This is a genomic window from Dyadobacter sp. UC 10, from assembly GCF_008369915.1.
Lineage (GTDB): Bacteria > Bacteroidota > Bacteroidia > Cytophagales > Spirosomataceae > Dyadobacter.
In genome coordinates this window covers 1,509,434-1,522,928 of the sequence record NZ_VSRN01000001.1, presented here as the reverse complement: position 1 = coordinate 1,522,928, position 13,495 = coordinate 1,509,434, and the positions used below count along the sequence as shown (strand labels likewise).

The window sequence follows — 13,495 nt, the reverse complement described above, 5'->3', positions numbered from 1 at the left end:
TGTTTGAACGTCTCAGTTCAAACAACCTCTTTTTTGTGTATACCCACGATATACTCTGGAAATCGAAATTTTGCGGATCGCATGTTTACCTGCTATTACAGGATCTGGGACAACTACCGCCCGCGCACTACCGCATTCGCTATACTGACCGATGAGAATGTAACTTTCTTGCCAACAAAGTTTGAGCAGAATTTTTTGGGAACAAAGCTGAGTATGCAACCAAATTGAAGCTTATTCGGAACTTGATCCGGGAAACTGAATATGATAACATTACAATTGCCAGACTTGTAGATGTAACGGTTGAGTTGGTGGAGCAAGTGAGATCAGTGAATTAATTTTAGTCCTTATATCAGAATATCAAGCGTAGAATCATCGATTCTGCGCTTTTTGTTTTTTAGAGTTTTAAAAAAACATATTCCCCAAATGCCGCTTTTACCAAAATTATTGGTAGCCAGCTTGATTTTTCTGACACTGCCTGATGCATTCTCGCAAGACAAATCAGCAAAAAAGGTTACTTATACCAATCCTGTTTTCGAACCTATTCTCGCTGATCCTACCGTTGTAAGAGCGGATGACGGCATGTTCTATGCATACGGGACGATGGACAATTGGGGCGATGGAAAAGGTGCTCATCTCATCCCTATTGTCAGTTCAAAAGACCTGGTCAACTGGACATACGTAAAGGACGCTTTTCAGACTAAACCCTCCTGGAAAGAAAAGGGCGGGATCTGGGCGCCGGAAGTGGTCCGGGTAGGCGGGAAATATCATATGTACTACGCATTCTCCACGTGGGGTGATCCCGATCCGGGTATCGGGCTGGCTGTTGCCGACGCTCCGGAAGGTCCATTTACAGATATCGGGAAATTATTCCTGAGCTCAGAAGTAGGCGTGCCTAATTCCATCGATCCATTTTTTATGGAGATAGATGATAAAAAATATGTTTTTTGGGGAAGTTTCAGTGACGCTGCTGCGCAGGGGACTTATGGCGTAGAGCTCAGTGCGGATGGTAAATCTGTTCCGGATCTTTCAAAGAAATTCAAAGTAGCGGCCGGCGATTTTGAGGCGGTTATCATTCAGAAAAAGGGGGACTATTATTATTTCTTCGGCTCGAAGGAAAGTTGCTGCGAGGGCGCGAAAAGTAAGTACCAGGTTCGGGTGGGCAGATCGAAAAGTGCCAAAGGCCCCTTTCTGGATAAAGATGGTAAAGACCTGAAAGAGCGGGGAACCGGTACCATGCTGTTACATATGAATGACAAGTATGCCGGCCCGGGACATAATTCCAGATTTATAACCGACGACAATGGAGACGACTGGCTGCTATACCACGCAATCGACAAGACCAAACCCTATGTCTCCACCGGCGCAAACAGGCGGGTTTTAATGCTGGATAAGCTTAGCTGGTCAAATGGCTGGCCTGAAATTGTCAATGCCGAACCTAGCACAACTTCCGTTCAAGCACCTATTTTTAAATAAACCTTAAGTCAAATGAAACTATTGAAATCAACCGTACTGACGGTACTGGCCACATTGCTGTTTTTTAGTTGTTCTTCCAAGAAAGAAGATAGTCAGGACTCAGGCGATTCCACAGCCACTTCGCAGACCAGGGAAATCTGGACCAAAGAGCAGGCAAAAGACTGGTATGCGAACCAAGGCTGGCTTGTTGGTGCCGATTTTCTGCCCAGCACGGCCATTAATCAGCTTGAAATGTTCCAGGAAGCGTCTTTCGATACCGCGACCATTGATCGCGAGCTTGGCTGGGCCGAACAGATCGGAATGAATACCATGCGTGTATATCTGCACGATCTGCTGTATCAGCAAGATTCAGCAGGTTTCGTGAAGCGGGTGGGTATCTTTCTGGATATTGCCAAAAAGCATAATATCAAACCAATGCTGGTCTTATTTGATTCTTGCTGGGATCCGTTTCCAAAATTAGGCACGCAGCGTGCGCCCAAGCCGGGTGTTCACAATTCGGGCTGGGTGCAAAGTCCGGGGCTGAATGCATTGAAAGACAGCACGCAATATGCAAGGCTTGAAAGATATGTAAAAGGTACGGTTGCGGCGTTTGCAGATGACGATCGCGTGCTGGCCTGGGACATCTGGAATGAGCCGGATAACCCGAACACAAGCTCATACGGTAAGGTTGAGATACCTAATAAAGTGGATTATGTGCTGCCTTTGCTGGAAAAATCATTTGCGTGGGCGCGTTCCGCAAATCCTTCGCAACCACTTACAGCTGGTGTCTGGAACGGGGACTGGACTTCTCACGAAACTTTGAAACCCATTGAAAAACTGATGATTGAGCAGTCTGATATTGTTACTTTCCACAATTATGAAGATGCTGCGGATTTTGAAAAGCGCATTAAACAATTGCAACGTTATGACCGTCCGATGATTTGCACGGAGTATATGTCGCGCGGGAACGGAAGCTTTTTCAAAGGCTCTTTGCCGATCGCTAAAAAATATAACGTAGGTGCGATCAATTGGGGACTGGTAAGTGGCAAGTCTCAGACGATTTACCCGTGGGACAGCTGGAAGAAAACTTACACGAAGGAGCCTGAGCTTTGGTTTCATGATATTTTCAGGAAGGATGGAACGCCTTACAAAAAAGAGGAAACAGATTTAATAAAAGAGCTGACAGCATCAAGATAGTTTCGACCACTTATCCCGAAAAGATGTTTCAAAAAAAACAATGGTTTTTGAATGCTGTACTGGCAATTGCATTGCTGGTACCGGCGTTCACATCAGCTCAGAAAAAGCAAAAACCGAACGTCATTTTCATTTACGCCGACGATGTGGGGTATGGAGATCTCAGCGCTTATGGTGCTGCTAAAATCAGTACTCCGAACATCGACCGGATCGGGAAAGAGGGTATTCGCTTTACAAATGCCCACACTTCCTCGGCAACTTGCACGCCTTCGAGGTTTGCATTGATGACAGGTAAATATCCTTGGAGACAAAAAGGAACGGGGGTATTGCCGGGTGATGCATCACTGATCATTCCGACCGACCACATTACGCTGCCTGCGTTATTCCAAAAGGCCGGTTATAAAACGGCCTCAGTAGGCAAGTGGCATTTGGGGCTGGGAGAAAGCAGTAAGCATATCAACTGGAATAAGCCGATCACGAAAGGACCTAATGAAGTTGGTTTTGATTATGCCTATTTTTTTCCTGCCACTTCTGATCGTGTGCCTACTGTATTTGTAGAAAATCACGAAGTTCAGGGGCTGGATCAAAATGATCCGATTGAAGTCGATTACTCGAAAAAAATCGGGGATGAACCGACCGGGAAAGAGAATCCGGAGCTACTCAAGTTGCCCGCCTCCCCCAATCACGGCCATAATAATACCATTGTGAACGGAATCGGACGGATTGGCTGGATGACCGGAGGAAAGCAAACGCGGTGGACTGACGAGGAAATCGCCCATGTTTTTCTGAGCAAGGCGCAGCAGTTTATGGAGGATAACAGCAAAGCCCCGTTCTTTCTGTATTTCTCATTGAATGATATCCACGTTCCCCGAATGCCGAGTTCGCAGTTTAAGGGCAAAAGCGAAATGGGGCTGCGGGGCGACGTAATCCTGCAAATGGACTGGACAGTTGGTGAAATATTAAAAAAGCTGGACGAACTCAAGATCGCAGACAATACGCTCATTATTTTTTCAAGTGACAACGGGCCGGTTTTAGACGATGGTTATGCGGATAGGGCAGTGGAACTAGCAAAAGGGCACAGCCCGGCCGGGCCACTCCGCGGAGGCAAATACAGCGCTTTCGAAGGTGGCAGCCGGGTTCCATGGCTGGCACGCTGGCCCCAGACGATAAAACCTGCAACGGTTTCTGACGCGCTGATTTGCCAGATCGACCTGCTCGCGTCGTTCGCAAACTTTTTTCAGCAAAAACTGGATGGAGACGATGCGGTCGACAGCTTTAATGTAATGGACGCAATGATCGGCAAAAGCAAAGTGGGGCGTGGCTTTTTAATAAAGCAGGGCGGAGCTTTGTCCATTACACAAGGCACCTGGAAATACATTGAGCCCCGTGACGGCAAAGCCATTGCGGAGCTTACAAATACAGAAACCGGCAATAATGCCAAACCGCAGCTTTATGATCTGAGCAAGGACATCGGTGAAAAAATAAATTTGGCTGATAAATACCCGGCAAAGGTCAAAACAATGGCAGCAGAACTGGAAAAGATCAGAAGTGAAGGCCGCAGCAGATAGTATTTCAAAAAAAGAGACTAACTACTAAGTTACTATTACAATAAAGTGACGTCTAAATGCATAAACGCTAACAGTTTATGCAAAACAGCTATTCACTAATTTCCAGCATGCAAAAAGCACTCATTGCAGTGCTTTTTGCATTTTCGGCCAGTAACGCGCAAACCGTGTATTTTCATCAGGATTTTGAGAAAACAACTGCGCTGGTGAACCCGCAGCCGGATACGGGCCAGTTCAGTCACATGATTCTCACGGCGCCTGAGCTTTCGTACCATAAATTTCATAAAGGGTATTTGAAGCTGGTGCGGTCGCAGCAGGATTCGGCAACGGGCGGAATTATCAGGGCAATGCGGGCCACCCCGTTTCAGCCGGCACCTAAGACGTTATTTGTACAAATCACAATGAGCGCAGAGTCGGTCCAGGCCAATGCTGTGAATGCAATCTATTTGTATTTAGGAGAAAATTTCGACCCGGTCAACAATTCTTTTCCGGGAAATGATCTGATGTTTTCCAAGTGCACAGTGAATTTCTTGAAGGATTCAATCTATATAAAAGACCCTGAAACGCAGCGGACAAGCCAATCTATTCCGGTAAAAAAACGGATCACGCTCACCTGGGTGTTAAATAATTCTAATAGTATGCTGAATTATCAAATGCCTGGTGAGTTAGAGGAAAGGGTAGTTTCTTCCGGTACTTATGATTTGTGGGTCGATAATGAGCCGGTCGCTTTGGGTAGTACTGCTTATCCGGGAAATTCTGAATTTTCTCCTGGCAAGCTTTCCAATTTTGAGCTGAGATTTCGTAATGGGCTTGGAGAAATACGAATTTACGATATCCTGATCAGGGAAGGCGAACAGCGCAGCTTGCCTGCCGGGGCAGTTGCGATGCCAAATCCGGTGACAGGAAATACTTTTGCTGTTTCGACAGACTTTGTTGACTTGAATACTTTGCAACTTGTTTCCAGTAGCGGCACCAAAGTTCCGTTCAAGACCCGTCCTTTACAAAAAGGCTTATCCGAGATTTTTACGTCAGGTTATCTGGCACCCGGAGTATATATTCTCAACTACCAGGATCTGCAAAGCCGAAGGAGAAATTTTAAAATACTGGTACAGTAATTTCCGCTTGTGTCGCTATGAAATATATTGTGGTTTTTCTGATATGCATTTCACCTTTTTTCGTCGCAGCGCAAAAGGACGTTTTACGTAAAGAACATTTCGAGCATTATGTCAATGAATTCAACAGAAATGATCGTGAACTCTATCAGCAAAAATACCCTAACTCCGAGGCCTGGGCATTCATGGAAGCAAACATCCCCTTTTTTGAATGTCCTGACAAACAACTGGAAAAGACTTATTATTTCCGGTGGTGGACATACCGGAAGCATATCAGGGAAACGCCCGAAGGATATGTTATAACCGAATTTCTGCCGAATGTACCCTGGGCAGGGAAGCATAACACGATCAGCTGTCCGGCTGGTCACCACTTTTATGAAGGCCGCTGGCTGCATAACCCGGTCTATCTTGCCGACTATGCCAGGTTCTGGTTTAAAAAAGGTGGAAATCCAAGGTCGTACAGCTTCTGGGCAGCCGATGCGATTACCGGATTTTGTGAAGTCCAGGGCGATTATGCAGTCGGGCTGGAGTTGCTGCCCGATTTGATTCAAAACTATACTGCCTGGGAAAAAGAGCATCTGGACTCGACAGGGCTCTATTGGCAGAAGGACGACAGGGACGGAATGGAAGTTTCAGTTTCAGGCGCGATGAGCAAGGACGGTCTCGGCTATCGCGCAACCATTAATAGTTACCAGTATGGCGACGCAAAGGCAATTTCTTATCTGGCCAAGCTTAACGGCGACAAAGAAGTTAAGGAGGTGTTTGCCCGAAAGGCAGCTGATATCAAGGCAAATGTGTTCGCACAATTGTGGGACGAAGAAGCCGCCTTTTTTAAGGTAATTCCCTGCGGACACGCACATCTTACAAAATCCGATGCACGCGAACTGCACGGATTTACACCCTGGTACTTCAATATGCCCGGTGAGAAACATGCGGTAGCGTGGCAGCAGATACGGGATACCAGCGGATTTGCTGCGCCTTTTGGTTTGACGAGCGTAGAGCGGCGTCATCCCGGTTTTCGGATCAGTTATGAAGGGCACGAATGCCAGTGGAACGGGCCGAGCTGGCCTTTTGCAACTTCTGTAACGCTTACTGCAATGGCGAATTTGCTCAATAATTACCAGCAGAAATATGTGACTCAGGAAGATTACCTGGAAGCATTACGTACTTACAGCCGGGCACAGCAGTCTAAATCCGCAGACAGCACCATGGTTCCCTGGATAGATGAAAATTTGAATCCCTTTACCGGAGACTGGATTTCAAGAACACGCCTGAAAAGCTGGGACAGCGGGAGTTGGTCTGCGGGTAAAGGAGGTGAGGAGCGGGGCAAAGATTACAATCATTCCACCTTCTGTGACCTGGTGATTTCCGGGCTGATCGGCATCAGGCCGCAGCCCGGAAATATACTGATTGTTAACCCGCTGGTTCCTGAAAATGAGTGGGATTACTTTTGCCTGGATCGTGTGAAATACCACGGAAAGATGATTACGGTCATCTACGATAAATCCGGAAACCGATACCGGAGAGGAAAAGGTTTCAGGGTTTTGGTAAACGGCGTCGAGAAGTTTGCAGCGGACAACATTCAAAAGGCTGAAATACCCTTGTAAACTTCATCACGGCAACAAATAGGAATCTCATTTCTACCGCTTACTCAAATTCAATACCGCTTACTCGAAACCATTTTCACACACAAGGGTGCTAGCCTATTTTCGTGATTATTTACATAAAACAACTTAGTCATGAAAATGTTACCCTTGAAAAAATTGACCAGTCTTTTTCTCTCTGTCATGTTGCTGGCGGCAGCTGTATCCTGTAAAAAAGACAAAGACGACCCTACTCCCGGCGGCAACGGAAATGGTGTGGAAGGATCCTGGAAAATATCCGCGATCACTGTAGATCCTGCACAGAATGGAATTACTGATTATCTGGCTTTTTTAGAAGCAATGGCAGAAAACAATTGTATTTCACAAACTACTTTCAACTTTAAAGGCAACGGTACTCTTTCAGGAACTGTTCCGGCTGGCTGTACGATGGAAGATTCTCCTATTGAGGAGGATGCAGGCTGGAAAGTAGTTGGGAACAAGATCCAACTGATCGACGGAAGCGACATTGAGGACTATGACCTGGAACTGAAAGGCAACGAAATGAGATGGTCCTATACAGAAACGGAGGATGGCGAACCTTATAAGATAACACTGGTATTTAAGAAAGCATAAGCTCTCCGGGTTACCGGGTGAAAGTTCGCTGAAACACAACTTTCTCTTTAAAATTTAGAAATTATCGAACAAATAGCCGGTCTTATGTCCGGCTATTTGCATAATATTGCAGATATTCCTAAGAAACCCATATTATTTAGATGAATTCTGTTACCCAGGCACCTCGTTCAGATGCTTCCCACCTTTTTAGTGCACCCGTTATTGTTGCAGCGCTCGGTTACTTTGTCGATATCTACGATTTGCTTCTTTTCGGGATTGTACGCATTCCCAGTCTGGTTGCGCTCGGGCTTACCGAGGCCGAAATTTCAATCACCGGTGCCAGTATTTTGAACTGGCAAATGACGGGATTGCTCTTAGGAGGAATTTTGTGGGGTGTTTTGGGAGATAAAAAAGGCAGGCTTTCCGTTCTCTTCGGCTCCATTATTACTTATTCGCTTGCCAATATTGCCTGTGGCTTTGTGCAGGATGCAGATGTATACAAAGTTTTGCGTTTTATAGCCGGTGTGGGTCTGGCAGGAGAGTTGGGGGCTGGTATTACGCTGGTTTCTGAGATCCTGCCCAAGCATTTGCGTGCGATCGGTACGTCACTGGTAGCCGGTATCGGTCTTCTCGGCGCGGTAGTAGCCTACTTTACGGTCGAGTTTTTCGATTGGCGATATGCTTACTTCATAGGTGGCGGTTTGGGGATTTCGCTGCTTTTACTTCGGATCGGTGTTTTCGAATCAGGGATTTTCAAAGATATCAAAGATCAGAAACAGGTTGAAAAAGGCAATTTCTTTGCCCTGTTTACAAATCGCGACCGCCTTTTCAGGTACCTCAGATGCATAGGGATTGGCTTGCCAACCTGGTTTGTGATCGGCATCCTGGCGACTTTCAGTAATGAGTTCGGGCGGGCACTGGGCATTCAGGAGGGAATCAAGCCGGGATTGTCTATTATGTGGTGCTATGTTGGACTTTCTATTGGTGATCTGGCGAGTGGTTTTATCAGTCACTGGCTCGAATCGCGTAAGAAAGCTGTATTGTACCTGATGATTTTTACGTTAGTAGGAAGCCTCGTCTATCTGTACGCAGGAATCAAATCGCCTGCTTATTTTTATGCGGCAGCTGGTTTTCTTGGTTTTGGTATTGGCTACTGGGCGATGTTTGTAACCATCGGGGCAGAGCAGTTCGGTACCAACCTGAGAGCAACGGCGGCCACGACCGTACCCAATATGGTTCGTGGAACTGTGGTGTTAATGACGACTTTATTTGCTAGTTTTAAAGAGTCTTTTTCAGTGATCAATTCAGGCGCGCTCGTAGGGGTAATCTGTTTTGCAATAGGTATTTACTGCATTTTAACAGTGCCTGAAACACACGGCAGGGATTTAGACTTTTTAGAAGAATAGGAGGGAGACTCATTGCGGGTTTGAATATTCACAATCAAAATATATAAGGAATGGAAAGGCGCATAGCTTTAAAAAGCATGGCGTTGGCTGTGGGTGCTCTGGCAAATTTGCCGGCATGGGCCTCGGGCTGGACGAAGGAATCGGTAGTCCAGACGGGCTTCCTGTCCGCAGATCAGGCGAAAAACCTGACTGCTATCGTGGAAACGATGATACCTAAAACCGATACACCCGGCGCGGGAGAATTGGGTGTTTCCGATTTTGTGCAAAAGATGGTGAAGGATTGCTACGATTCTAAAACGCAGACCGGCTTTGCCAGCGGCATTTCGAACCTTGACGAGCAAAGTGTGCAAAAGTTTGGCAAATCTTTCGCCGATAGCAGCAAAGACCAGCGTTTGCAATTACTGAAAGAGTTCGAAGCAAGCAGTGACCCGACCCAAAAAGGGTTTTTCAGTTTGACCAAAAACCTGACGATTCAGGGATATATGACCTCCGAATACGTGATGACAAATATTACCCACTACGAAATGGTACCCGCTCGTTATCACGGCTGTGTCCCGGTAAAAAAATAAGGAGGAAGGGGAGAAAGGGAGGATGGAGGAGCGGAATTAAAAAATTTAATCCTTCCTCCTTCCTCCCTTCCCCCCTTCCCCCCTTTCTCCCTCTAATAAACCTACTATGGCAAATTTTAATATAGATAGCAAAAAAGACCGGACTTATGATGCGATTGTGATCGGGTCGGGTATTAGTGGCGGCTGGTCGGCCAAAGAATTAACCGAAAAGGGATTGAAAACGCTCGTTCTGGAACGGGGCCGGGATGTGCAGCATATCAAGGATTATCCAACCACGAATATGATGCCCTGGGAATTTCCGCACCGCGAAAAGCTTCCGAAAGAAATTACGGACGCCAATCCGATTGCGAGCAGGTGTTATAATTTCAAGGAATCGTCTGCACATTTTTTTGTAAAAGATAATGAGCATCCCTATGTGCAGGAAAAGCCTTTTGACTGGTTGCGCGGCTACCAGGTTGGGGGCAAATCTCTGTTGTGGGCCAGACAAACGCAGCGTTGGAGCAAATATGATTTTGAAGGTCCTGCACGTGACAAATTTGCAGTTGAATGGCCAATCAGTTACGATGACATTGCTCCCTGGTATAGCCACGTTGAAAAGTTTGCCGGTATTACCGGTAACAAAGACGGACTCGACTCGCTGCCGGATGGTGAGTTTCTCAAGCCGCATGAGCTTAACTGTGTCGAAAAGTACTTTAAAGAGCAGGTTTCCAAACAATACAAAGACCGCCACATTATCATTGGCCGGGCAGCGCATATTACCGACCCGCAGCAAATTCACCTTGATCAGGGGCGGGCCAAATGCCAGCACAGGACTATCTGTGAACGCGGCTGTCCTTTTGGCGGATATTTCAGCAGTAATTCGTCCACAATTCCCTGGGCAATGAAAACCGGAAATCTGACGCTGAGACCGCATTCTGTGGTGCATTCAATTATCTACGACGACAAAAAACAAAAAGCTTCCGGGGTAAGAGTGATCGATGCGACCACGAACCAGATGATGGAGTTTTATGCTGATATCATTTTTGTGAATGCAGCTGCATTGAATACCAATCTCGTGCTAATGAACTCCACATCCAGCCGTTTTCCGAATGGCCTGGGAAATGACAGTGGAGTTTTGGGCAAATATGTAGCTTTCCACAACTACCGCGCGAGTGTCTCAGGCGAATATGAGGGATTCCTTGATTCAACGACGGACGGGCGCAGGCCGAACGGAGGGTACATTCCGCGTTTTCGAAATGTTTATAAACAGGAGACTGACTTTTTAAGAGGATATGCAGCAGGTTTCTCTGCATACCGCCAGACTTCCAATGACAGGAGCGGGCTTGGCGAGTCTTTGAAAGAGGGGCTGCAAAGCACCAGATATGGTAACTGGGGTGTAGGTTCTCACATGATGGGCGAAACGATTCCGAAGGAAAGTAATTACGTCGCACTTGACAAAACACAAAAAGATGCCTGGGGTATTCCTCTGCTGAATATTTCTGTGGATTACGACGATAATGACGAAAAAATGATCAAGGATTATGTGGAGCAGGTAAGTGAAATGTTTACTAACGCAGGTTTCAAGAATGTGAAAGCACATGATGGCAAGCGGAACCCCGGTAATGATATTCATGAAATGGGCGGTGTACGCATGGGTAAAGACCCTAAAACATCGTTACTGAACAAATGGAATCAATTACATACCTGTAAAAACGTATTCGTGACGGATGGTGCATGCATGACTTCCACTTCTACACAAAACCCTTCGCTTACTTATATGGCACTGTCCGCAAGGGCGGTAGACTATGCTGTAAAGCAAATGAAAGCGAAGAATTTGTAATGAAAAGTAGCAGATTTTGATTCTTTTAGAATTCGGCGGATAGGCATTATGATATCCTGTTTGCACGCAATTTGATAACCCAAAACTTATTACTAGATAAAAGCTCCTGGAAACTTTCCAGGAGCTTTGCTTTTTTTTGCCCCTTCTGGCATTGATTTTTCAATAGGTGGTTTTTAAACAAAAATTCATCAACCAGGTATGAAAAAGACAATGAACGTTTGGGTTGCGGGTGCTGCAATTTTAATTGGCTCGATGGTATCGAGCTGTAACTCGCAGGCCGACAAAGACAGAAAAGAGCTCGCAAATGCAGAGGAAGAGGCACTTGAAACTGCCAAGAAAACTACCGAGGAGGTTTCCGGTGATAGCAGTAAGGAGGAAATGTCAGAAGCAAAAGAAGACTTGCTTGATGCAAATGCCAAATTGAGTGAAAAACAGCAGGAATATCTGACTTCACTTAAAGAGCGCGAAACTAAGATTCAGGAGCGCATAACCAAGCTGGATGAGAAAATCAGCTCTGCAAATGATAATTCCAAAAAGCGCCTGACAGAAAAAAAGGATAAGTTCACAAAAGAGCGTGACCTTTTGCAGGCGAACATTCTGGAAATGCAGAAGCCTATGGAGGATAAACGGCTTGAAACAGTGCAAAAAGAAATTCAGCAGCGCGTCGTTGCGATTGACAAAGAGTTAAGCCAGCAGGATTAATTTGATAGCGCAAAAAAATAATGGCCGGTTTATCACCGGCCATTATGCTATGAATACCTTTATATTACTTAAATAAAGCGATTGATCAGATTTTCCAGATATTCCTGTCTGCCCGAAGTGATTGCAGGCTCACCGCCGGCTGCGGCGATGTTGAAGAGGTCTTCCAGTTTCAATGCGCCCTTCTCGAAATCAGCGCCTTTTCCGCCGTCAAAGCTCGCATATCTGTCTGTCCGGATTTTGTCATACTCTCCGTTTTGGATGATTTTGTCGGCTATAACAAGCGCTCTTGCAACCGTGTCGACGCCACCGATGTGCGCGTGGAATACATCTTCCATGTCAGTTGAGTTGCGGCGACGTTTTGCATCGAAATTGATCCCTCCGCCTTGCAAGCCACCTGCTTTCAGGATGACAAGCAATGCTTTTGTCCATTCTGCCAGATCGTTCGGGAACTGGTCGGTATCCCAGCCATTCTGGTAATCTCCGCGATTCGCGTCGATTGACCCCAGGATGCCGGCGTCTGCTGCCACCTGTAACTCGTGTTCAAATGTATGTCCCGCCAGCGTTGCGTGGTTTACTTCCAGGTTTAACGCGAAATCATTCAACAGATCATGCTGGCGAAGGAAACCGATCACAGTTGCCGCATCGTAGTCATATTGATGCTTGGTAGGTTCGCAAGGTTTTGGTTCGATAAAGAATTTGCCTTTGAAACCATTCGCACGCGCATAAGCAACAGAGATTTTAAGCATTTGCGCAAAGTGCTCCTGCTCTCTTTTCATGTCAGTATTCAGGAGTGTCATATATCCCTCGCGGCCTCCCCAGAACACGTAATTTTCACCACCCAGAGCAATTGTAGCATCCAATGCCATTTTCACCTGGGCTCCTGCATGCGCCACTACTGCAAAGTCCGGATTGGTTGACGCGCCGTTCATATAACGGTGGTGGCCAAACAGGTTAGCGGTTCCCCAAAGCAATTTTACGCCTGATTCCTTTTGTTTCTGGCCAAGGTATGCGGTCAGTGTTTGCAGGCGTTTTTCATTTGTCTTAACGTCATCTTCATAATCGACCACGTCCAGATCGTGGAAACAATAGTATGGCAAGCCTAATTTGGTGATCAGTTCAAATGCTGCGTCAGCTTTGTCCTTTGCGCGATCAACTGCATCCGCTTTTTTATCCCAGGGATAGAAAAGAGTTGGTCCGCCGAAAGGATCCAGACCTGATCCGCAGAAGGTATGCCAGTAAGCAACAGCGAACCGCAAATGGTCTTTCATGCTTTTTCCAGCGATGATGCGGTTTTCATCATACCAGCGATATGCCAACGGGTTATCTGTTTCGGGTCCTTCAAAAGCGATTTTCCCGACTCCTTTAAAGTACTCCTGTTCTCCGAGTAAGATGCTCATTGTGATTATAAGTGTAAGATTGACAATTGATACTGCAATACTATTACTTTTTTCTGAATTTTTTGCAGTACTGAAGCAAAAAGA

The 13,495-nt window shown here is 46.1% G+C and carries 11 protein-coding genes; 10 read left to right on the top strand and 1 reads right to left on the bottom strand.

Features of this window, described 5'->3' with window-relative positions; translation table 11 throughout:
* Nucleotides 1-423 precede the first annotated feature (423 nt).
* The 10 genes from FXO21_RS06010 to FXO21_RS05965 all read left to right on the top strand — a co-directional run bounded on the left by FXO21_RS06010 (nucleotide 424) and on the right by FXO21_RS05965 (nucleotide 12,014).
* On the top strand, nucleotides 424-1,473 hold the full coding sequence (locus tag FXO21_RS06010; protein WP_149639249.1) for a family 43 glycosylhydrolase: 1,050 nt from the start codon (nucleotides 424-426) through the stop codon (nucleotides 1,471-1,473).
* A 12-nt stretch (nucleotides 1,474-1,485) separates the two neighbouring features.
* Complete coding sequence (locus tag FXO21_RS06005) at nucleotides 1,486-2,649, top strand: cellulase family glycosylhydrolase (RefSeq protein WP_149639248.1); 1,164 nt, start codon at nucleotides 1,486-1,488, stop codon at nucleotides 2,647-2,649.
* A gap of 23 nt (nucleotides 2,650-2,672) precedes the next feature.
* Entirely contained in the window at nucleotides 2,673-4,214 is a 1,542-nt protein-coding gene (locus FXO21_RS06000; protein ID WP_149639247.1) for a sulfatase family protein, read from the top strand.
* A 107-nt stretch (nucleotides 4,215-4,321) separates the two neighbouring features.
* On the top strand, nucleotides 4,322-5,326 hold the full coding sequence (locus tag FXO21_RS05995; protein ID WP_149639246.1) for a T9SS type A sorting domain-containing protein: 1,005 nt from the start codon (nucleotides 4,322-4,324) through the stop codon (nucleotides 5,324-5,326).
* A gap of 17 nt (nucleotides 5,327-5,343) precedes the next feature.
* The gene (locus FXO21_RS05990) at nucleotides 5,344-6,930 is read left to right on the top strand and encodes an MGH1-like glycoside hydrolase domain-containing protein (protein ID WP_149639245.1); all 1,587 of its coding nucleotides are present in this window, start codon (nucleotides 5,344-5,346) and stop codon (nucleotides 6,928-6,930) included.
* A gap of 132 nt (nucleotides 6,931-7,062) precedes the next feature.
* A complete protein-coding gene (locus FXO21_RS05985; RefSeq protein ID WP_149639244.1) occupies nucleotides 7,063-7,539 on the top strand; it encodes a lipocalin-like domain-containing protein in 477 nt (158 codons plus the stop codon).
* 140 nt (nucleotides 7,540-7,679) lie between these two features.
* On the top strand, nucleotides 7,680-8,924 hold the full coding sequence (locus FXO21_RS05980) for an MFS transporter (RefSeq protein WP_149639243.1): 1,245 nt from the start codon (nucleotides 7,680-7,682) through the stop codon (nucleotides 8,922-8,924).
* A 50-nt stretch (nucleotides 8,925-8,974) separates the two neighbouring features.
* The gene (locus FXO21_RS05975) at nucleotides 8,975-9,493 is read left to right on the top strand and encodes a gluconate 2-dehydrogenase subunit 3 family protein (RefSeq protein ID WP_225865586.1); all 519 of its coding nucleotides are present in this window, start codon (nucleotides 8,975-8,977) and stop codon (nucleotides 9,491-9,493) included.
* A gap of 106 nt (nucleotides 9,494-9,599) precedes the next feature.
* On the top strand, nucleotides 9,600-11,312 hold the full coding sequence (locus FXO21_RS05970; protein WP_149639242.1) for a GMC oxidoreductase: 1,713 nt from the start codon (nucleotides 9,600-9,602) through the stop codon (nucleotides 11,310-11,312).
* A 198-nt stretch (nucleotides 11,313-11,510) separates the two neighbouring features.
* Nucleotides 11,511-12,014 carry a hypothetical protein gene (locus FXO21_RS05965; RefSeq protein WP_149639241.1) on the top strand — a complete coding sequence of 168 codons (504 nt, stop codon included), beginning with the start codon at nucleotides 11,511-11,513 and terminating at the stop codon, nucleotides 12,012-12,014.
* Nucleotides 12,015-12,082: 68 nt separating this feature from the next.
* Here FXO21_RS05965 and xylA read toward each other — a convergent pair whose 3' ends face one another.
* Nucleotides 12,083-13,411: a xylose isomerase gene (gene xylA, locus FXO21_RS05960; RefSeq protein ID WP_149639240.1), complete on the bottom strand. Its 1,329-nt coding sequence runs from the start codon at nucleotides 13,409-13,411 to the stop codon at nucleotides 12,083-12,085.
* Nucleotides 13,412-13,495: the final 84 nt, after the last annotated feature.

Bases quoted from the DNA above. Each gene is read 5' to 3' on its own strand.
- FXO21_RS06010 (WP_149639249.1), top strand. From the start codon at position 424: ATGCCGCTTTTACCAAAATTATTGGTAGCCAGCTTGATTTTTCTGACA.
- FXO21_RS06005 (WP_149639248.1), top strand. From the start codon at position 1,486: ATGAAACTATTGAAATCAACCGTACTGACGGTACTGGCCACATTGCTG.
- FXO21_RS06000 (WP_149639247.1), top strand. From the start codon at position 2,673: ATGTTTCAAAAAAAACAATGGTTTTTGAATGCTGTACTGGCAATTGCA.
- FXO21_RS05995 (WP_149639246.1), top strand. From the start codon at position 4,322: ATGCAAAAAGCACTCATTGCAGTGCTTTTTGCATTTTCGGCCAGTAAC.
- FXO21_RS05990 (WP_149639245.1), top strand. From the start codon at position 5,344: ATGAAATATATTGTGGTTTTTCTGATATGCATTTCACCTTTTTTCGTC.
- FXO21_RS05985 (WP_149639244.1), top strand. From the start codon at position 7,063: ATGAAAATGTTACCCTTGAAAAAATTGACCAGTCTTTTTCTCTCTGTC.
- FXO21_RS05980 (WP_149639243.1), top strand. From the start codon at position 7,680: ATGAATTCTGTTACCCAGGCACCTCGTTCAGATGCTTCCCACCTTTTT.
- FXO21_RS05975 (WP_225865586.1), top strand. From the start codon at position 8,975: ATGGAAAGGCGCATAGCTTTAAAAAGCATGGCGTTGGCTGTGGGTGCT.
- FXO21_RS05970 (WP_149639242.1), top strand. From the start codon at position 9,600: ATGGCAAATTTTAATATAGATAGCAAAAAAGACCGGACTTATGATGCG.
- FXO21_RS05965 (WP_149639241.1), top strand. From the start codon at position 11,511: ATGAAAAAGACAATGAACGTTTGGGTTGCGGGTGCTGCAATTTTAATT.
- xylA (WP_149639240.1), bottom strand. From the start codon at position 13,411: ATGAGCATCTTACTCGGAGAACAGGAGTACTTTAAAGGAGTCGGGAAA.